16 protein-coding genes are annotated in these 19,571 nt (G+C 36.4%); 13 read left to right on the top strand and 3 right to left on the bottom strand.

All coding sequences use genetic code 11. From position 1 onward, the window contains the following. The first annotated feature begins 165 nt into the window (after window positions 1–165). The 8 genes from C8P65_RS07675 to C8P65_RS07640 all read left to right on the top strand — a co-directional run bounded on the left by C8P65_RS07675 (window position 166) and on the right by C8P65_RS07640 (window position 9,101). On the top strand, window positions 166–1,524 hold the full coding sequence (locus C8P65_RS07675) for a TlpA family protein disulfide reductase (protein WP_107782298.1): 1,359 nt from the start codon (window positions 166–168) through the stop codon (window positions 1,522–1,524). A gap of 85 nt (window positions 1,525–1,609) precedes the next feature. Further along, a complete protein-coding gene (locus tag C8P65_RS07670; protein WP_107782297.1) occupies window positions 1,610–2,875 on the top strand; it encodes a M16 family metallopeptidase in 1,266 nt (421 codons plus the stop codon). A 7-nt stretch (window positions 2,876–2,882) separates the two neighbouring features. Beyond that, window positions 2,883–4,244, top strand: a complete 1,362-nt coding sequence (locus C8P65_RS07665; RefSeq protein ID WP_170069091.1) for a M16 family metallopeptidase — start codon at window positions 2,883–2,885, stop codon at window positions 4,242–4,244. A 90-nt stretch (window positions 4,245–4,334) separates the two neighbouring features. After that, window positions 4,335–4,676 (top strand): 30S ribosomal protein S6, encoded by a 342-nt coding sequence (gene rpsF / locus C8P65_RS07660; RefSeq protein WP_009392220.1) that lies wholly within the window; start codon window positions 4,335–4,337, stop codon window positions 4,674–4,676. 4 nt (window positions 4,677–4,680) lie between these two features. Then, window positions 4,681–4,959, top strand: a complete 279-nt coding sequence (gene rpsR, locus C8P65_RS07655) for a 30S ribosomal protein S18 (RefSeq protein ID WP_009392221.1) — start codon at window positions 4,681–4,683, stop codon at window positions 4,957–4,959. Window positions 4,960–4,977: 18 nt separating this feature from the next. After that, on the top strand, window positions 4,978–5,508 hold the full coding sequence (rplI, locus tag C8P65_RS07650) for a 50S ribosomal protein L9 (RefSeq protein ID WP_107782296.1): 531 nt from the start codon (window positions 4,978–4,980) through the stop codon (window positions 5,506–5,508). A gap of 216 nt (window positions 5,509–5,724) precedes the next feature. Continuing rightward, window positions 5,725–8,511, top strand: coding sequence for a hypothetical protein (locus C8P65_RS07645; RefSeq protein WP_107782295.1), 2,787 nt, complete (start codon window positions 5,725–5,727; stop codon window positions 8,509–8,511). A 26-nt stretch (window positions 8,512–8,537) separates the two neighbouring features. Further along, entirely contained in the window at window positions 8,538–9,101 is a 564-nt protein-coding gene (locus C8P65_RS07640) for an NfeD family protein (protein WP_107782294.1), read from the top strand. A 50-nt stretch (window positions 9,102–9,151) separates the two neighbouring features. Here C8P65_RS07640 and C8P65_RS07635 read toward each other — a convergent pair whose 3' ends face one another. Further along, on the bottom strand, window positions 9,152–11,344 hold the full coding sequence (locus C8P65_RS07635) for an FUSC family protein (RefSeq protein WP_107782293.1): 2,193 nt from the start codon (window positions 11,342–11,344) through the stop codon (window positions 9,152–9,154). 36 nt (window positions 11,345–11,380) lie between these two features. On the opposite strand from C8P65_RS07635, the gene C8P65_RS07630 reads away from it, so the two are divergent. After that, complete coding sequence (locus C8P65_RS07630) at window positions 11,381–11,938, top strand: L-threonylcarbamoyladenylate synthase (protein ID WP_107782292.1); 558 nt, start codon at window positions 11,381–11,383, stop codon at window positions 11,936–11,938. A 6-nt stretch (window positions 11,939–11,944) separates the two neighbouring features. Here the strand turns inward: C8P65_RS07630 and rlmD are convergent, their stop codons facing one another. Next, entirely contained in the window at window positions 11,945–13,348 is a 1,404-nt protein-coding gene (rlmD, locus tag C8P65_RS07625; RefSeq protein ID WP_107782291.1) for a 23S rRNA (uracil(1939)-C(5))-methyltransferase RlmD, read from the bottom strand. A gap of 159 nt (window positions 13,349–13,507) precedes the next feature. Here rlmD and recO point away from each other — a divergent pair, with 159 nt between their 5' ends. From recO to C8P65_RS07605, 4 genes are all read left to right on the top strand, one after another. Further along, window positions 13,508–14,227: a DNA repair protein RecO gene (gene recO, locus C8P65_RS07620; protein ID WP_107782290.1), complete on the top strand. Its 720-nt coding sequence runs from the start codon at window positions 13,508–13,510 to the stop codon at window positions 14,225–14,227. 350 nt (window positions 14,228–14,577) lie between these two features. Next, window positions 14,578–15,141: a hypothetical protein gene (locus tag C8P65_RS07615; protein ID WP_107782289.1), complete on the top strand. Its 564-nt coding sequence runs from the start codon at window positions 14,578–14,580 to the stop codon at window positions 15,139–15,141. 49 nt (window positions 15,142–15,190) lie between these two features. After that, on the top strand, window positions 15,191–17,389 hold the full coding sequence (locus C8P65_RS07610; RefSeq protein ID WP_107782288.1) for an N-6 DNA methylase: 2,199 nt from the start codon (window positions 15,191–15,193) through the stop codon (window positions 17,387–17,389). Next, window positions 17,376–18,956 (top strand): restriction endonuclease subunit S, encoded by a 1,581-nt coding sequence (locus tag C8P65_RS07605; protein ID WP_170069090.1) that lies wholly within the window; start codon window positions 17,376–17,378, stop codon window positions 18,954–18,956. Before C8P65_RS07610 ends, C8P65_RS07605 begins: the two co-directional genes overlap by 14 nt. On the opposite strand, the gene C8P65_RS07600 is transcribed toward C8P65_RS07605, so the two are convergent. Next, window positions 18,953–19,552 (bottom strand): restriction endonuclease subunit S, encoded by a 600-nt coding sequence (locus C8P65_RS07600; protein ID WP_170069089.1) that lies wholly within the window; start codon window positions 19,550–19,552, stop codon window positions 18,953–18,955. The two genes, C8P65_RS07605 and C8P65_RS07600, sit on opposite strands and share 4 nt — an antisense overlap. Between the last annotated feature and the right edge of the window lie 19 nt (window positions 19,553–19,571).

The following is a 19,571-nucleotide window of genomic DNA, read 5'->3' as shown; positions in this document are numbered from 1 at the left end:
ACATACAAAGGTTCCAAAACAAAGAAACGTGCTGAAGCCCTCTATGAACCAGAGTATAGAGAAAAACTTTTAAAACTTTAAATGCGAACGCCGTGTGCTAATTGTTAATTTTTTTGGTAGATTAAAAAAAAGCTGTACCTTTGTAATCTGAAATATTTAATCATAATGAAAAAACTATTTATTTTATCATTAGCCACACTAGGCTTGGCGGCTTGCTCAAGCAAAGCTGACTACATTGTACTGACCGGTAAAGTAGACGGTCTAAACGGAATGCCTCTTGACCTTAAATTAGTAGGAGGCGAGGTAGAAAGTCCTATAAAATTAATGCCTGATGGCACTTTCCGCGATACCCTTCGCGTGCCTACCAACTATTATACCCTTATAGACCCTCAGGGTATTCAAATTCCGCTTTACTTACAGCAAGGTGATGAATTGGGTGTTAATATTGATTTATCTAAAATGCCACTCACTGTTAAGTTCACTGGTAAAGATACTATCGCCAGTGCTTACTTGCAAAAGAAAGCTGATTTTGTAATGGAATTGCAAAATTCAGAAGATGTACAACAACTTTTTGCTAAAAAACCTGAAGAGTTTAAAAAAGGTCTTGAACAATACGCTGCCAAATACACTGACTTCTTGAAAAAAGCAAAAGACCTACCTAAGGATTTTGTAAAAAAAGAAGAAAAAGCTATCAACTACGAAATGCTTTATGCTAAAAGTGTTTACGAAAGAGCTCATAAACGCTATTCTGGTGAGGAAGTAAAACTACCAAAAGAGTTTGCTGACGAAGTGGCTAAGTTAGACTACGATAACGCCGAAGATTACAATACTTTTCATACTTACAAAGAGTTGGTACTCAACAATTTGTTTGATAAGTACGACGATAACGCAGCTAACCCTTGGGGTAAACTGATAGACCACGTAAAAGGACTTAAATCTGCTAGTATCAAAAAAGACTTAGCACGTTACTTCATTACAGGAGTATCTGCTGGTAATGCCGACGAAATTAACCAACAAATGGTAAGTTTTATCAAAGAGTATGTAAAAGATACTGCAGCTATAAAAGAACTTGATAAACGTTTAAAAGCTATTGAAAAAACTAAAACAGGTAGTAATTTTGCTGGTTTTGAAGCTGAAGATATCAATGGCAAAGCCGTAAACTACGAAAGCCTAAAAGGTAAATTAGTATATGTAGATGTATGGGCTACTTGGTGCAAACCTTGCTTGCAAGAACTTCCTGCTATGAAAGCCTTACAAGAAGAGTATAAAGATAAGAACATTACTTTCGTAAGCCTATCAGTAGACAGAGAAAAATATGCTTGGGAAAATATGGTTAAAGAGAATAAGATGCAAGGACTACAACTTCACATCGACCTCAATGCACACCGCGACTTTATTGAGAACTATGACCTTACAGGTATTCCTCGCTTTTTCTTGATAAGCAAAGAGGGCAAGATTATCGACATTTCTGCTCCACGTCCTTCAGACCCTAAAATCAAAGAACTTATCAATGCTAATCTATAAGCATTTATAAAAAATAAAATATTTTGTTCAACTTTGCTTGAGTTTTCTTAGCTCAAGCAAAGTTTTTTAATTGGCAAATATTATAATGGCAAAAGAATTTATATTTGAAGAATACAAACTCGATAATGACTTACATGTTATCCTACATCAGGATAATTCAGCACCCGTAGTAACTATTGGGGTGATGTATCACGTAGGGGCAAAAGATGAAGACCCTGCACGCACGGGCTTTGCGCACTTCTTTGAGCATCTTCTCTTTGAAGGAACACAACATATAGGGCGCGGCAAGTGGTTTGATATAGTATCGTCTAATGGCGGGCATAATAACGCTTTCACCACCCAAGATAAAACCTATTATTACGAGGTTTTTCCCTCTAACAACTTAGAATTAGGCTTGTGGATGGAAGCTGAACGAATGTTGCACCCTATTATCAATGAAATAGGGGTTAGCACCCAAAATGCGGTAGTGAAAGAGGAGAAAAATCAGCGTATAGACAATGCTCCCTATGGCAAAATAATGTATCGTTCGGCCATCAATCCGCATCTGTTTAAAAAACACCCTTATGCTGGCACTGTGATTGGTAAAATAGAACACTTAGATGCGGCAACACTCGAAGAGTTTATTGCTTTTAAAAAGAAATTCTACAATCCTAATAATGCAGTATTAGTCTTAGCAGGCGATTTTGATAAAACGCAGGCTAAACAGTGGATAGCACAGTATTTTGGTACTATCCCTAATACTGGCGAGAAGATACACCGCTGTAAGATAGAAGAAGCACCTATAACCGAGACTATTAAGGCTACCGATTACGACCCCAATATACAAATACCGCTAAAACTCTATGCCTATCGCACCCCTGCTATGAAGGATAGAGATTCATTTGCCTTAGATATGCTTTCATATCTGCTGACCGATGGCAAGAGTGCCCGTCTTTACAAGAAAATGATAGATGAGCACCAAACAGCTTTGCAAGTGTTAGCTTTCTCTGATGCCCAAGAGGATTATGGTACGTATATAATGGGGGCTCTCCCGATGGACGGAGTGAGTTTAGATACTTTGGGCAAAGAGATAGATGAGGAAATAGAAAAACTACAAACTGAACTTATTAGCGATCGTGAGTACGAAAAACTACAAAACCAGATAGAAGCCCAATTTGTGAGTCAGCATAACAATATGGAAGGGATAGCCCTTTCATTAGCAGACTATTATACTTTTTATAATGATACTCACTTTATCAATAAGGCGATAGACCAATACCGCAGTATCACGCGCGAAGAGATACGCGATGCCGCCTGCAAATATTTAGATAAAAACAAACGTCTTGAACTCGATTATTTACCCACTAACTAATACACTGATGAATCGCTCAAAACAACCTATGCCTGCCCAAGCTCCTATTATCAACTTGGGTACGCCTATCACTCATATATTGCCTAACGGACTAACCTTGCTTATTGTTGAAAATCATAAACTTCCGCAAGTCAGTTTGCGACTTTCATTAGATGAGCCTCCTACTCTCGAACGCAATAAAAAAGGGGGCTACGACCTTATTTCACTTTTAGCAGGTAGTGGTTCAACCTCTATACCCAAAGACGAATTCAATGAAGAGATAGACTATTTGGCAGCTGATATTTCGATATTGCCTAATGGAGTATCGGCACAAATGCTCTCAAAATACTTCCCTAGGGTACTCGAACTTATAGCCGATGCAGCACTGCACCCCAATTTTGAAGAAGAGGAAATGGAAAGAGAAAAAGCGCGAATTATACAAAGTCTTAGGGCTAACGAAAATAATGCAGAGGCAATCAGCAAGCGGGTACAGCAGACTTTGCGTTTTAGTACAGCCCATCCTTATGGAGAGTATATAACAGAGAAAAACGTTAAAGCGCTTAGCCTGAAAGATGTACACCAATATTATCACACCCATTTTGTACCTAATAATGCCTATTTAGTTATCACTGGCGATGTAGATCCTGCTGAAGTATACCGTTTAGTGAGTCGCTATTTTGGCGAATGGCAGGCTGTCAGTACCCCGCAAGAAACACTCTATGTACCTGAAAACGTGTCTGAAACGCAAATAAACCTTATCGACCTTCCTAATGCAGTACAGTCCGAAATACGCATCACTAACCTAATAGACTTGCAGATGAATGACCCTGACTATTTTGCAATGCTTATAGCCAACAGTATATTAGGAGGCGATTTTGGTAGCTATATCAATATGAATTTGCGAGAGGCAAACGGCTATACTTATGGGGCTTCTTCTTATTTTAAGACCGATAAATGGACTAAAGGTGTTTTCAATATTAAGACTAGTGTAGGCAATGCTGTTACTGCTCCTGCCGTGGTAGAAACTCTAAAAGAAGTAAAACGCATCAGATGCGAGGCGGTTAGCGAGGAGAAGTTAGCGCAAGCTAAAGCGCAATATTTAGGACAGTTTGTGCTGGCTACCGAACGCCCACAAACTATAGCCAATTATGCTATTAATATCAAAGCACGTCAGCTATCGCCCTATTTTTATAAGAATTATATTGCCAATATCAATGCTGTAACTAAGGAAGATGTACAACGGGTAGCCGAAAAATATTTTCAACTCAACCAAATGAGAATTATAGTAGTAGGGAAGAAAGATGAAGTCTTAAAAGACTTAGAATCAGCTACTTTTGAAGGTAAAAAACTACCAGTATATTTATTTGATAGTTATGCCAATCAGCTGTAGTAGTAAGGGGAAATAGAAAAAATATCCGGAAAAATTTGGCAGTTAATAAAAAAGGTAGTATTTTTGCGCCGAATTAATATCAATTTATTTATGAATCAATACGAAACTGTTTTCATTTTGAATCCCGTTTTATCTGAAACACAGATAAAGGAAGCAGTAGAAAAGTTTGAAAATTTTCTTACTTCAAGGGGTGCAGAATTTGTATCAAAAGAGAATTGGGGCTTGAAAAAATTAGCTTACCCTATTCAAAACAAAAAAAGCGGATTTTACCACCTTTTTGAATTTAAAGTAGCTGGTGAAGTAATTGATGCCTTTGAATTAGAGTTCAGACGTGATGAGCGTGTAATGCGTTATCTCACTGTAAAACTTGACAAACACGCTATCGCGTGGGCTGAAAAGAGAAGAGCAAAGTTAAACACTAAAAAAGCGTAAGAAAATGGCAGTAGAACAAAAAAAAGGAGACATCAAATATCTTACTCCACTAAACATCGACACATCTAAACAAAAGAAATATTGTCGATTCAAAAAATTGGGCATCAAATACATCGATTACAAAGATGCTGATTTCTTATTGAAGTTCGTAAACGAACAAGGTAAATTGCTACCTCGCCGGCTTACAGGTACTTCATTGAAATTTCAACGTAAAGTGGCTACTGCTGTAAAAAGAGCACGCCATTTAGCATTAATGCCTTACGTAGCCGATTTATTAAAATAATACAAGGAGTAGAGAAATATGGAAATTATATTAAAACAAGACGTACATAATTTAGGGTTTAAAGACGATGTAGTAACTGTTAAAAACGGTTATGGTCGTAATTACCTAATCCCACAAGGGTTTGCAATTTTGGCTACTCCATCAGCAAAAAAGGTGTTAGCTGAAAACTTGAAGCAAAAAGCATTCAAAGAGCAACATATCATTGATGAAGCTAAGAAAACAGCTAAAGCTTTATTGGCACTAGCTGTGAAGATAGTAGCTAAAGTAGGTGCTGGTGATAAATTGTTTGGTTCTATCAACAATGGTGATGTAGCTCAAGAATTAGCTAAGGCAGGTCACGATATTGATAAGAAATTTATCTCTATTGCTGGTAACACTATCAAACGCACAGGTAAATACAACGCTGCAATACGCCTACACCGCGAAGTAATCGTTGATTTCCCATTTGAAGTAGTAGCCGAAGTAGCTAAAGTAGAAGCTAAACCTGCTGAGAAAGCAGAGGCTCCTAAAGCAGAAGTTGTAGCTGAAGAAGCTGCTGCTCAGAATTAAGATCTTATTTCTTAGGAAAATAGTTCATATCAATTATAATTTTTGAATACCTATGAAGGGCAACCTTTATAGGTATTTTTTTCTTTTATTACAAGGTGGAAAAGCTATGTAATATAAGGCTTTTATATCTTTGTAGGTATTTTTTTACACATATTATTTGCATTTTAAAAAAATAGTGCATACCTTTGTACCAGTTTTTTAGCAATTTTCAGTTCAATGGAATCCAAAATTAATACTATAGGTCTCACCATTTGGGGGTATAAGCAGGGCTGTAAAGTTTTAGCCTCGCAGGGGGTGAACTTTCAACTACCAGAAGTAAAAAATAGGTTGAAAGATATTAGTGCTTTTATACGCATTCACACTCCTCGCATAGATTTCTATACATTACAGTTTACTCTGAATTATAAGATATACACCCAGTATAGGTCGTCTCGCGATGTAAATGGGCAGAGCGGGGCGTATATAGCTATTTCGCTTTACATACCTCATTATTTACAGTGGAAAGGGGTTAGACAAGTGCTAAACCTTCTGATGGATATGTACTTCGCAGAGCATATAAACTACGATGATAATACTCCTATACCGAATGAGAAAGAGGATATATTCCCTTATTTCAATCTATTGCGTGGTTATGAAAAACAATTGGTAGAAGAGACTAATTCAAAATCTTGTTTGTTAGACTTACCTTATTCTCCAAAAGTTTTTCCGTATGCTGATATCTATGAAGTAGATAAGTATTTCAATATGCCTTATCGACCTGAATTTGAGAGCATTCAAGATGCAGTGTTCTTGCGTAAAGAGTTTGTAGAAGATCCTCGTGCTTACAGTATTGACTTTTTGTTCCCAGAATACGCTATGCAAAGGACTACTGCTGCTACCGAAACAACTGCAGCAGCTGCTGGAAGCGCACGATTCCTACTCTCAGGAACTAATCTGAAGGTATTAGCCTTTATGAAAAACGGGAAAGATATAAGTGCTACCTATGCCAATGAGTCTTTTTCTGATGATGATACAGTGGAGTTATTACTTGAAAAATCGCGCTACCAACAGATGTTCTCTTTTCATGATACTATTAAAAAAGGTATTAAGAAAGGGTACATAAAGCGAGTGCAAGATAATTATGCTTTAGATACTATTCCTTTTGCAGATAAGGAATTTAAGGTATATATAGAAACTCCCCAACGTGAATACGAGAAGTATATCAACTTTCTTTCATTAGAAAGTAATAATTTTAAAGCTAAACTTTCTTCTGATAGCAAAGGGCGTTATTTTTCATTCAAAGGAGAGGAAGCTCATAATATATTCAATCTGAGTTATAATGGTATTGTATTTAAGAGTAACTATATGGTAGATGATAGGGTACCACTAATTGTGCCTTTTGAGAAGTACCATTTTACTATAGTGTCAAATAAAATAGTAGCTATTGCACTGAAAATAAATGGAGTACTCTTTAGTAAAACACTACGCAGTGACTCGCCTATAGAGATAGTATTACCAGAGCATCTTTATCACTTTGAGTTTGAAAATCAGGAGAATCAGAAGACAATTAGTATATCAAAGAGTGGAGAGATAAACTTTGAACTTAGTGATAGCTATAATCTGCATATGATAGCCTCTGAGAGTCCTAAAATGTCTACTTCTAAGCAGTTAGCTGTAGTAGATGAGAATGGCTCAATAGAAGAAGATGATGAAGGGGTAGTACCGCACCGCTCACGCTTTTTCTGGCTTAAAATAGCTTCAATAGTAGTCTTTATACTATCATTAGTGGGGGTAGGCTATTGGTTTATATTCCCTATGCTCAAAGATCCTGTAAAGGCGTATGTAGCATTCTCGTCAGAAAGTAAGATAAGCGACATTCATTTTCTGACTAATATAGATGAGCGTACCTATGAAATAGATAATACTTGTATACAGCTGAAGAAGAGTTTCCCACTTACAGAAACCAAAGTAATTATTGATTTTGCTGAGGAGGGAAAAGATACACTTTCACTTAGTAAGACACAGCTAAGTTCATTGGCGCAAATGGTAGAAAAAGGAACAAAAGATACTCTTAAGGTACAGGTACTTTCGCCTGCACGTTCTTTCCTTGCTAATGTGATTCATTGGAAAGATACCCACGCTGACCCCAAAGGGACTCTGTTCTTAGCTGAAGCTAAAAGGCAACACTATCTTACAGAGACACTCCGCCCTGAATTTGAGAAAGCTGTATGGGATAATTTCTTAAAAGATTTTGACTATTCAGCCTATAATAGCGAACAGGTAGATAGTATTTTGAGTCCTTATATGAAAGGAGGTGAAAGTGAGCTTATCTCTTATCAGAAAGACATACAAGATATAATTTCGCAAACTAAAGCACGTGAAAATGAAGAGGAGGTGGAAGAAGTACCTCGTACAAACACTGTAGTAAGTACACCAAAGTCTAAAGAAAATAAACCTTCAGCAGTTCCATCTTCAAAACCAGAAAAAGCAGCAATTCCTGCTAAGAGTGTAACAGAGATACCTATGCCAGCTCCTGCACCAGTAGATAGGGTAGAAAAGACAGAGGGGACGAGTGAAACACGCCCTTCTAAAACCATTATACGAAATAATAGAAATACACCTAGGCCAGAGGCTACTAATGCTAAGCTAACCAATGATTTTATAGCTGATCTTAAACGTTTTAACTCTCAGTCTTGTTCAGAAGAGATAGTAGATAGAGTAAAACTAAACTTAAAACGTTTAGACGCTAAAGATTGGAGCTTGATAATGTATGAATTTAATCAGGAGCGCAAAGAAATAGAAGACCGTGTAACGCAGTACAGCAGTTTTTTTACAGCACTGAAGAAGGGAAATTCAATAGAGGAGATTAAGCCTACTGCCTTTGGCGGACAAGCAAATCTTATCTATTTCCTTAAGAAAGGTAATAATTATGATATGGTGAAAGGCAAAGCTAATCTAAAGACTTTTGCTAATATACGCCAAGCTATTATAGATGCAGGTGTAGATCCTAAAAATATACGTTAAATACTTGTAATCAAACAATTAGATATATGGAAGCTTTTAACAATCTTGACTTACTTCTTAGAGGATTTTGGTTGGTAGCCATACCGGTTACTATCATTTTCCTCATTCAGATGGTGCTTACTTTTATAGGTAGTGATGCCTCTGATGGTACTTCTGCCGACTTTGACGGCGATTTTGATGGAGGAGATGCTCCTTTTCAGCTTTTCTCTTTCCGCAACCTAATGAATTTCTTGTTAGGTTTTAGTTGGACAGGTATTTCATTCTATAAAATTATACCTAACCAAACGCTACTTATACTATTAGCTGTAGCTGTAGGAGGATTATTTGTTTATTTTTTCTTTCTGATTATAAGAGCTTTGATGAGGCTTTCAGAAGATAATACTTTCAAGCTCTCTGAAACTATAGGCAAAACGGCTGAAGTATATGTGCCAATACCAGAAAATAAATCAGGGAGGGGAAAAATAACTATTAGTGTAAGAGGTACAATGCACGAGCTTGAGGCTATGACAGCTGGAGTACGTATCCCCTCGAATGTAATGGTAAAAATACTTTCTATAGAAGATTCTGTACTATTTGTAGAGCGTATATAATATTTATAAGTTTCAATTGAAAAAAACAGGCTACTTGGTAGCCTGTTTTTTTATTTACTAACTGAAATAACTCCTTGCTCTAAATTCTTAGCTAAGCCAAATAGATAGTTAAATTGCTCTAAGTAAAACTGAGTCTCTCTCATCGAAATGGGGAGATTTTCAGTATCAGTAGGTTGCTCGCTAAGCTCTTTGATAGCTGTCTGTAGTTGGTCAATGGGGGCTTTATAATCGATAGAAGGAGGGAGGGGAGCTTGCTGAGTGAGTAGGGCTAAGGTATGCTGTAACGACTGTATGAGACTGTCTATAGCCTTGTTGAACACTGGTTTAGGAAAAGTTACCTTCTTGCTATTGAGCCGTATGCCAAAAGAGGCTACAGAAGCCAAAAAAGACTGCTGTATCACTATAATACCGTATACTGAGGGATTGCGATTTTGCATAAACTTAGGCTCTTGTAGCATTCGCTGAAAGGTAGTATTAAGGTTAGAAAGTGCTAATACTGCCTCTTTTCGCGATACTTTATAAGCAGTAGTAATACCTTCTTCGGTGTTGAAAATCACTTTTACCTGCTCTAAATACCCTATATTCGCCTTTATAGATCTGGTTACTGCTTGTCGGTAAGTATTGTGCTCCCACGTAGGTAGAATAAGATAATTAGCCGTAAATGATAGTGCTACCCCTATGATTGTGTCTAATAATCGATCGTAAATGAGGTTATAGACATTAGGGGTGATAAGCGCAAAAATAAAAATAGCCGTAATAGTGATGAAAATAGAGGCATACATATAGTTCTCTTGTATAAGGCCAAAGGCTATTGGCATACAAATAATAGCTATATATAGGTACAAACTTGGGTAGGGAAGGAGGTAAATAGCCGCAAAAGACGCTATTCCGCCTATAATAGTACCATATACCCTATTAAGCGACCGCTCTTGTGTGATACCAAAACCAGGACGCATAATGATAAATATAGTGAGGATTATCCAGTATGCATTATTAATAGTAAAGATTTCCCCTATTAAATACCCCAATATCACTACTATTGAGAGTCGCATAGCGTGCCTAAAAAAGGTGGATTGTAGCGATATATGGTCTTTAAGCCTCCGCCACGAGTAGTTCTGATAACTCACAAACTTTCGGTAAGTGTTCTCATCGCGTACCCCTGCATCGCTGCTGTAGTAATTTTCGAATATTAGTCGGATATTTTCAACAGAATGATACTGATTTTCTATGTAAATATAGAAATTGCGCAACATAAGCGACCGCTCTCTATCTTCTTCAGAGTTTTCTACACGCTTCCGTAATACTTCATTCGTTTCTTTAGCCTCTAAAAGTAGTTCCTTTAGCCTATTGCTAAGTTTTATCTGCTTGCGCGACCCTATATATTCTGACATTCGCTTCAACTCTTCTGCCAGTTCCTTAAGAAATGCTACATACTTCTCTAAATCTGCTTTGTGTTGCGCAAAAAGTGTATCTACTTTTTCATATTGCACAGGGTTTGCCAATGCTAATTCAAAAATATCGACCAATTCTATAAACATCAGGAATTGCCGTTGTAGGTAGTCTGTCTTACCCGATTTGCTTCTGGAGTCTAATACGGCTTCGCGTAGCTTTTCGTAGTTTTCATTTAGGCTTGTCTGTAGGTTTATGAGTTGTTTAAGCCCAGTAGTTCTGTCTTCAGATATTAATAAATCAGCTCTGACAGAAAAGAAATTGGCGGTTAGCGCAAAGCACTTGCCTAATAACTGTTCACTATATAAACGCGGGCGTATTTTTAAGAAGATATACACTAAACCACTGTACCAGAGTCCGCCTAATAATATACAGCCACTATAGAGCGCAATATTCCAGCCCGTTTGAAGGTGGGCTAAAGTAGAGGCTATCTCGAACAATCCTGCGAACGATACCATTGTAGCTCGATGCCCATATAAGGAAATGTAAGCATTGCCAAAGGTGAGCACAAACATAGTGGGCAACAGCAGATACCAATAAGGAGCGGTAAGATTGACCAGTGCCGAGCTGGCAGCCGCCAACAAGGTAGCTATCAACAAACCTCCGTATAGATGTCGTTGATTACCAGGGATATCGCTAGGAGAAATGGCTACCACGCTAAGGGCAATAGGGAGACCTATTTCTAATACATCAAAAGCATAGCCTAAGCCCAGCGGTATGAGCACTGCTATTGTTTTGAGTATTCCTTTGAAAAATGAAAAACTTTTAAAGAATGATATGATAGAAGTAAGCATTTTATCTGTATATTTGCCGGCAAAAATACAAAACTAATGCCAAATTACCAGCAAATAACTGAAATATTAAAAGCAGGAGGGGTGATACTATACCCTACTGACACTGTATGGGGGATAGGTTGTGATGCCACTAATCCGACTGCAGTAGCACGTATTTTCACCATAAAACAGCGAAACGAGAGCAAAAGTCTCATTATTTTAGTCAGTAGTATAGCGATGTTGCGAGAATATATAGCTGATTTACCCCAAAATATACTCAATTATCTTCAAAAAGTAACTGAACCTACTACTATTATCTACGAAAATCCTCAATTATTAGCCAAAAACGTTATCGCAGCTGATAATACAGTAGCTATAAGGCTTGTACAAGACCCTTTTTGTCAGCAAATGATTGCCCATTTCGGGAAACCTATCGTCTCTACTTCTGCTAATATCAGTGGGCAGTCTACTCCTCTGTGCTTTGCTGATATTCCCACTTCACTCATTGAACATTGCGATTATGTAGTGCCTTATCGTCAGGATGATACAGCACCAAAAAAGCCCTCGCGTCTTATCAAATTTGATAAAAACGGAGAGCTTATTATTCTCAGATAAATCTATTTATCGCTTTTCTAAGAGCACTACATTCTCTACGTGGTAAGTCTGTGGAAACATATCTACAGGCTGTACTTTTGTCACTTTATACTGCTCGTCCATCAGCGCAAGGTCGCGGGCTTGGGTAGCGCTATTGCAGCTGACGTACACTACTTTAGACGGAGCTATGCGCAGTATTTGCGCCACTACATCTTTGTGCATACCATCTCGCGGCGGGTCGGTGATGATAACATCAGGGACACCATTAGCCGCTATAAATGCCTCATTGAAGACATTCTTCATATCGCCTACATAGAAACTAACATTGTCAATACCATTTGCTGCTGCATTGGCTTTTGCATCGGCAATTGCCTCAGGTACAGCCTCAACCCCTACTACTCGTTTAGCACGTTTGGCTACGAACTGCGCAATAGTACCCGTGCCTGTATAAAGGTCGTATACCAGCTCATCGCCTTTTAGGTCGGCAAAGTCGCGTGCTACCTCATACAAACGTTGCGCCTGCTTAGAGTTCGTCTGATAAAACGACTTTGCATTTATCTTGAAGCGCAAGCCTTCCATTTCTTCGTAAATACAGTCCTGCCCTTTATAGCATATTATATCTTGGTCGTATAGCGCATCGTTGCCTTTGCTATTGATACAATACTGCAACGAAGTAATTTCAGGGAAACGGTTGGCTAAGTGTGCCAATAATAATTCAATTTTCTCATCTTCGCTAAAAAACTGTATTACGACCATCAACTCGCCTGTAGAGCTTAGCCTTATCATCATTGAGCGCAATAGCCCCTGTTGCATACGCGGGCTGTAGAAGCTCATTTCGTTTTCTAAAGCAAAACGTTTGATTTCTAACCGGATAGCATTAGATGGGTCGGCTTGTAAGTAACATTTTTCTATATCTAATACCTTGTCCCAAGCCCCTGCAATATGAAATCCTAGTCCGTTTCTATCGGTTATTTCGTCAGCTTTTTTAATCTCTTCGGGGGTAAGCCAGCGCATATCAGAAAATGAAAATTCCATCTTATTTCGGTAGAAATAAATATCTTCTGAGCCTATAATAGGCATCAGCTGAGGAATAGCGATGCGCCCCAAACGCACAAGGTTGTTCTCTACTTCTTTTTGTTTGTAATACAACTGACGTTCGTAAGCCAAATCTTGCCATTTGCAGCCTCCGCAATAGCCAAAATGCGAACATACGGGGGTAGTACGTTCAGCTGACAGCTGGTGGAATTTCACTGCAAACCCCTCGTAATAAGCAGATTTCTTCTTAGTAGTCTGTACATCTACCACATCGCCAGGTACGGCATTAGTTACGAAAATAACGCGCCCATCAGGGGCTTTAGCTACGCTTTTCCCCTTGGCACCCGCATCGATAACCGACACGTTTTCTATGATAATATTCTTTTTCTTGCTCATTTGGGGGCAAAGATACGAACTAATTTGCCAATTTGCCAATTTGCTAATGAGAAAATTTGAGAATTAGCAAATGTGATAATTAGAAAATTAGCAGATAATTCATATCTTTGCACTCACAAATTTTCTAATCTGCTAATTTTCTAATTTGTTAATTACACTATGTATCAGAAAACTTCTGCTCTTGTGCTCTCTGCAATGAAATATGCTGACAATAGTCTTATTGTCAGGTGTTTTACGCGTGAGTATGGCGGTTGTAGCTATCTGCTAAAAGGTATTCTTAAGCCCTCTAAAAGTGCGCTAAAGGTAGGTTTGTTTCAGCCATTGGCACAGTTAGCCCTTGTGGCGACCTACAAAGAGGGGGCTCTGAGTTATATCAAAGAAGCTAAAGTAATACACCCTTACAGCACCCTACATACCCACCCCTATAAGAGTGTGGTAACTATCTTCTTATCAGAGGTATGTGCCCAGATATGTCAGCCTGATACCCCTGATGTTCCTCTGTTTGACTTCCTTAGTGAGCAACTGCACCACTTAGATACTACCGATTACAATCCTCATTTTCATCTGAAGTTCTTACTGTCGCTTACGCGTCTGTTAGGTTTTTATCCTGATACTACTCACGACCATTTGCCTTATTTCAATATTGAAGAGGGGGTATTTACCGCTACTGAAAATACACCCCACCACATCGCGGGGCATACTCTTAGCTTGCTGACGACCTTGCTACATACGCCCTTTGGCGAACTCAACACCCTTAAGAGTCGTCACGAAGACCGCAATGCCCTTTTGGTGCAACTGCTGAAATACTATCAGTGGCATTATCCTAATTTTAAAGAAATCAAGTCATTAGAAGTGTTGCAACAAGTGGTTAGTTATTAATGATTATATAAATATTATAAAAATTGCATTATTCTTAATGTTTTGGTCGTTTTGTTATCGATTTGATAACGCTGGTTCTTCGCTCTTTCTATACTTAATCTATACTTAGTGTATACTTAATCTATACTCAAGATATTATTGAAATATATTTAATAAAAAGTGTTAATTTTTTCTGAGAGGGCTGGGAAGGCTGGGAGGATTGTGAAGGCTGGGACGAGTGGGAGTGCGAGCCGCACGGGCAATTATGAGGCGAGTGGGACGGGTGGGGTGCAAAAAAGAGATTTTTATTTGTAGGTTAAAAAATAACCCTTATCTTTGTCGCTGTCTTAACCAATAACAATTAACCATCAATGGCACAAGTAAAAAACAATATAATAATGCAAGGCGTGTCGGGAAAACTAGGGAAACAAATAGTATACCGACAAAGATTTGGCAAAACTATAGTAACCAAAGCACCGCATCGTACGGCTCCTTTGACGGCTAAGCAAGTGAGTCATACTAATAAGTTTAAAGCAGCAACCGCCTATGCTAAAAGTGTGCTCGCTGACCCTCTGCAGTACGAACGCTACAGCAAAGAAGCTAAACAAAGGGGCGTTTTTTCAACTTATAATATGGCAATATCGGATTATATGAATCCTCTTATTATTGAGGCTATAGATACAACTTCTTACACAGGTAGGGCTGCTGGTGAGCCCATAAGTGTGGAGGTAAATGATAACTTTAAGGTTAAGAGCCTTATTGTTGCTATTATAGCTGAAGATACTACCGAAATAGAAAGCGGTGAAGCCCTACTAATAGGTGGTAAATGGGTTTATATGACTACAGCAACTAATACCTATGATACCGGTAGCCAACTTATCATTAGGGCATCTACCTATACAGGGGAGAGTTTGCAAATGGAAATAGAGGTTTAACAATTGATAAAAGCATATAAAGATTTAAGATTCAAATAGAAAAGAAAATATGAATACATTTTTAGAAGGTATAAAAAGAGGTCTGATTTCCATTTCAGAAGATGAAAAAACAATAAAATATATTCATCAAAATAAAAGTAGAAACTTTACTAATCCAGAGGAAAAGGTACAGGCAGAAGCTTTTGTTTTGTTAGTTACTCAGTATAATTATAAGCCTGAACGAATTAAAATGTTTGTTCCTGTAAAAATGGGTGTAGAGACAAAAGAGGCTGATATAGTAGTATATAATGATGATGAATGCACAGAACCTCATATTTTAGTAGAGTGTAAGAAAGCAGATATTACAGATCCTGCATTTAATGAGGCCGTAAATCAAGCTTATAGCTATGCTTATGCTATGCCTAACAATGTGAAATATGTTTGGGTAACCTCTTCTGATAATAATAAGTATTTTGAGGTTGATAAAAATAAAAATGTAAAAAAAACATTACCTGATATTCCTCAATTTGGGGTAAAAAAGTTAGCTAACTATAAATTTGTTTATGGAGCTAAATCTATAAAACAAAGTGAGGAAATGCAAAGTTTTTTTGATTTACAAGTTATTGAACAAGCAGCTCTTACCAATCGTTTCAAAAGAGCTCACGATGCTCTTTGGGGAGGAGGACACCTCAATCCTTCAGAAGCTTTTGATGAATTGGATAAGCTCATATTTTGTAAAATTTGGGACGAGAAAAAAGATAGAAAAGAAGGAGATCCTTATGATTTTCAGATTATTACAGTTGATGCTTCTGAAATTAAGAATTTTGAAAAATTGGGTGAGGACGAGTTGATAAAATCTATTCAGGAAGAGGAAAACAAACGTTTGTTTAATAGAGTAAAAGAATTGTATGAAGAGGGGAGAAAAAAAGACCCTGAAGTTTTTAGAGATAATATCCGTCTTACATCTGAAAAAATTAGAACAGTAGTGGAATATCTACAAGATATTAACATTGGTGAAACTGACTTAGATGCCAAAGGCCGTGCTTTTGAGACCTTTATGAATTCTTTTTTTAGGGGTAATTTTGGTCAGTTTTTTACTCCTCGTGAAATTGTGAAATTTATTGTAGATGTATTACCTATTACAAATGAATCTCTTGTTTTGGATACCTCGTGTGGTAGTGGAGGCTTTCTATTATATGCTCTTAATAAAGTAAGACAGCAAGCTGATGAATGGTATCCTAATTATAAAACAAATATAAAACAATACCCAAAGCATTTTAGCCATTGGCATGACTTTGCTGAAAAAAACTTGTATGGTATAGAAATTAATGAGCAGATTTCAAGAGCTGCCAAAATGAATATGATTATTCACGATGATGGACATACTAATGTGATCACTTCTGATGGGCTTTTACCTCCTGAAGAAATAGAAAAAAAGACAGAAAACAGAGGTTTTAAATATAATCATTTTGATTTTATCATTACCAATCCCCCTTTTGGTAGTATAGTTCGCCAGACAGAAAAAGCCTATTTAAAAGAGTATAAATTAGGTAAAAAAGAAGAAGATTGGTTGGCTGTAAAGTCAGCTCCTGAAACTGTACGCGAAAACCAAAGTACTGAAGTCTTATTCATTGAGCAATGTTATAATTTTTTAAAAGCAGGAGGCTATTTGGCTATCGTTATTCCCGATGGCATCTTAACCAATAGCTCTTTACAATACGTTCGTGACCATATAGAAGAAACTTTTAGAATAGTAGCGGTAGTTTCTTTGCCTCAAACAGCTTTTGCTGCTAATGGGGCAGGTGTGAAAAGTTCTGTGCTATTTTTGAAAAAATACACTAAAGATGAAACGCAACAAATTAGAGACTTAAAGCAAAATTCAAAACATAGCTTACTATCTTCATATCAGTACAAGGAAAAGGTAAAACAATTAGAAAGTGAGAAAAAACAAGCTATAAGTGCCCTTGAAAAACAATATAAAGAAAAACACCCTTCCCTTGATAAAAAGGGGTTAGCCCCTCTTATGGCTGAAGAGAAGAAAGAAATACAAGAGGAGTTTTCAGAAAAAGTAAATAACCTTAAAGAGGAATTGCAAGATGCTTTCTTAACAGAAAAACAGAAAAAGCTAAAGGACTATCCTATTTTTATGGCAATAGCCGAAGAGATAGGTTATGATGCTACAGGCAAAAAAATTGCAGTGAATGAATTGGACGTTATAGGGGAAGAATTGGAACGATTTATAAATGCTATCAACAATGAAGAAATTTAAGCTATCAGAAAATATTAACTCTAACAAGGTTTTCATTATTAATCGTTTGGAATTGGGGGGGAGACTTGATCCTCACTTTCATAAAAAGGAGTATAATATTATAAAAGAAAAACTATCATTAATACCAACTTCTTCAATTAGAAATGAAAGTGTTAAAATATTTTCAGGAATAACTCCTTTAAGCGGAGGAGACGCATATACTGATAAAGATAATGGAATCCCTTTTGTAAGAAGTGGAGATTTTTCAGAAGATAATATTATAGATTTTAATAATTTAAATTTTATAAAACCCGAAATACATAATAAACTTATGAAAGGCTCCAAAATCTTAAGAAATGATTTACTTATTGCAATTGTAGGGGCTACAATAGGAAAAGTAGGTGTTTATAATTATGATTTTGAAGCCAATATAAACCAAGCGATTTGTGGTGTAAGATTTAAGGAAAATATTAACCCTCATTTTATCCATATTTTTTTTCTAACAGATTTAGGACAAAAAATATTAGATAGAATAAAGAGACCTGTAGCTCGAGCCAATATTAATTTAGAGGAAGTAGGATCTATTCCTATTCCATTACTAGATATTATAACTCAAAAAAAGATAGTTTCTTACTTCTATAATAAAATAATACAAAAGCAACAAAAAGAAGCTGAAGCTCAAAGGTTGCTGGATAGTATTGACGATTATCTTTTAGGAGAGTTAGGTATTACACTACCCAAAGAAGAAGAGTTTTTACCACAAAATACTGATAAAAATAGTAGCTATAACTTAGATAATGACAACCCGTTAGTAAAAAAGGGGCGTTTGTTTTTGACAAATCTATCAGAAGTAACTGGGAAAAGAATTGACTCCAAAGGTTATGATATTAAGACAAAATTACTAAAAAATAGTATTGATAATATTGATTCTAAAAAGTTCATTGCACTGCCTTTGAAATCATTCATTATTCAAAGTATAGCAGGTAATTGGGGAATTGATGAAAATGAAGAGATTGAGGAGAATGAAAAATATCAAAAGTGTTTAGTAATTAGAGCTACTGAATTTGATAATCAATATAATTTGAATTTAGACAATTCAAGAGTAAAATATCGTTTAATAAAGAAAAACATTTTATCTAAAATAGATTTAAAAGAAAATGATTTACTAATAGAAAAATCAGGTGGTAGTCCAGACCAACCAGTTGGTAGAATAGCCATTATAACACAAAATATAATTAAAAATAATATTTTGTGTTATAGCAATTTTATTCATAAAATAAGAGTTGATAATAAAAAAATCAATCCTAAATATTTGTTTTGCTTTTTAAAGATGATGCATAATATTAGACTCACGGAAGCGATGCAAAGCCAAACTAATGGGATTAGAAACCTTATTATGAGTACTTATCTTAACCAAAATATTGTTATTCCTATTTCTGAAAATGGAATAATAGATATTCAGAAGCAAACAGAAATTGCTAATAGAATTACAGCTATTAGAGAGGAAGCTAAAAAACTACAATTAGAAGCTATTAATATATTAGAAACAGCAAAAAGAGATATTGAACAAATGATATTAGGTGATTAATTACCTAATATCATTCGCTCTACTTCTTGCTTAGCTTGTTCCAAAATTTCTTTTCCTTCTTTCTTTAATGCGTTAGCTTTACTTCGTATTTTTGAGATATGCACAGCTATTTCATTTTGTTTTTGTAGTGAAGGAATAGGAATATTTATCTTTTCCAAATCTCTTGCATACACGTGAGGTTGTCCAGCTCCTTGTTGCAAATTGTAAATTTCCTTTTGTTTTAGTTTCAATATTTCAGATAAATATAAAGTTGTTATCTCTGATTCTTCTTTTGAAAAAACAACTGTGCAATCTGAAGCAAAAATAGGATAATTATGATACCAAACATATCCTGAATAAGCACCTGAAGCACTTATAGTAATAACATTTCCTTTAAAATTATACCGATTATGAGTATAAGGACTTATTTGTCCTCCTGCTATTACAGGATAATCGCCTTTTTTTATTTCATTTGAAGTAACACTTTGTCCTTTTAATAAATATGCTAAATGTTTCAATGTTTTATTAGGATAATTTCCATCTCCTAATTTTAGTTTTCTATTTTTTGTTTCAAAAGCATTCCAACGTTTCCCAGTTACTTCTGATAGATTTGTCAAAAACAAACGCCCGTCATTG

The sequence above is a fragment of the Capnocytophaga leadbetteri genome (assembly GCF_003054025.1).
Taxonomy (GTDB): domain Bacteria; phylum Bacteroidota; class Bacteroidia; order Flavobacteriales; family Flavobacteriaceae; genus Capnocytophaga; species Capnocytophaga leadbetteri.
Note: the sequence above shows the minus strand (reverse complement) of the source record. Positions and strands in the feature narration are given on the sequence as shown.

What these genes read in the sequence shown, in the direction of transcription:
- C8P65_RS07675 (WP_107782298.1), top strand. Translation starts at nt 166, where the DNA reads ATGAAAAAACTATTTATTTTATCATTAGCCACACTAGGCTTGGCGGCT.
- C8P65_RS07670 (WP_107782297.1), top strand. Translation starts at nt 1,610, where the DNA reads ATGGCAAAAGAATTTATATTTGAAGAATACAAACTCGATAATGACTTA.
- C8P65_RS07665 (WP_170069091.1), top strand. Translation starts at nt 2,883, where the DNA reads ATGAATCGCTCAAAACAACCTATGCCTGCCCAAGCTCCTATTATCAAC.
- rpsF (WP_009392220.1), top strand. Translation starts at nt 4,335, where the DNA reads ATGAATCAATACGAAACTGTTTTCATTTTGAATCCCGTTTTATCTGAA.
- rpsR (WP_009392221.1), top strand. Translation starts at nt 4,681, where the DNA reads ATGGCAGTAGAACAAAAAAAAGGAGACATCAAATATCTTACTCCACTA.
- rplI (WP_107782296.1), top strand. Translation starts at nt 4,978, where the DNA reads ATGGAAATTATATTAAAACAAGACGTACATAATTTAGGGTTTAAAGAC.
- C8P65_RS07645 (WP_107782295.1), top strand. Translation starts at nt 5,725, where the DNA reads ATGGAATCCAAAATTAATACTATAGGTCTCACCATTTGGGGGTATAAG.
- C8P65_RS07640 (WP_107782294.1), top strand. Translation starts at nt 8,538, where the DNA reads ATGGAAGCTTTTAACAATCTTGACTTACTTCTTAGAGGATTTTGGTTG.
- C8P65_RS07635 (WP_107782293.1), bottom strand. Translation starts at nt 11,344, where the DNA reads ATGCTTACTTCTATCATATCATTCTTTAAAAGTTTTTCATTTTTCAAA.
- C8P65_RS07630 (WP_107782292.1), top strand. Translation starts at nt 11,381, where the DNA reads ATGCCAAATTACCAGCAAATAACTGAAATATTAAAAGCAGGAGGGGTG.
- rlmD (WP_107782291.1), bottom strand. Translation starts at nt 13,348, where the DNA reads ATGAGCAAGAAAAAGAATATTATCATAGAAAACGTGTCGGTTATCGAT.
- recO (WP_107782290.1), top strand. Translation starts at nt 13,508, where the DNA reads ATGTATCAGAAAACTTCTGCTCTTGTGCTCTCTGCAATGAAATATGCT.
- C8P65_RS07615 (WP_107782289.1), top strand. Translation starts at nt 14,578, where the DNA reads ATGGCACAAGTAAAAAACAATATAATAATGCAAGGCGTGTCGGGAAAA.
- C8P65_RS07610 (WP_107782288.1), top strand. Translation starts at nt 15,191, where the DNA reads ATGAATACATTTTTAGAAGGTATAAAAAGAGGTCTGATTTCCATTTCA.
- C8P65_RS07605 (WP_170069090.1), top strand. Translation starts at nt 17,376, where the DNA reads ATGAAGAAATTTAAGCTATCAGAAAATATTAACTCTAACAAGGTTTTC.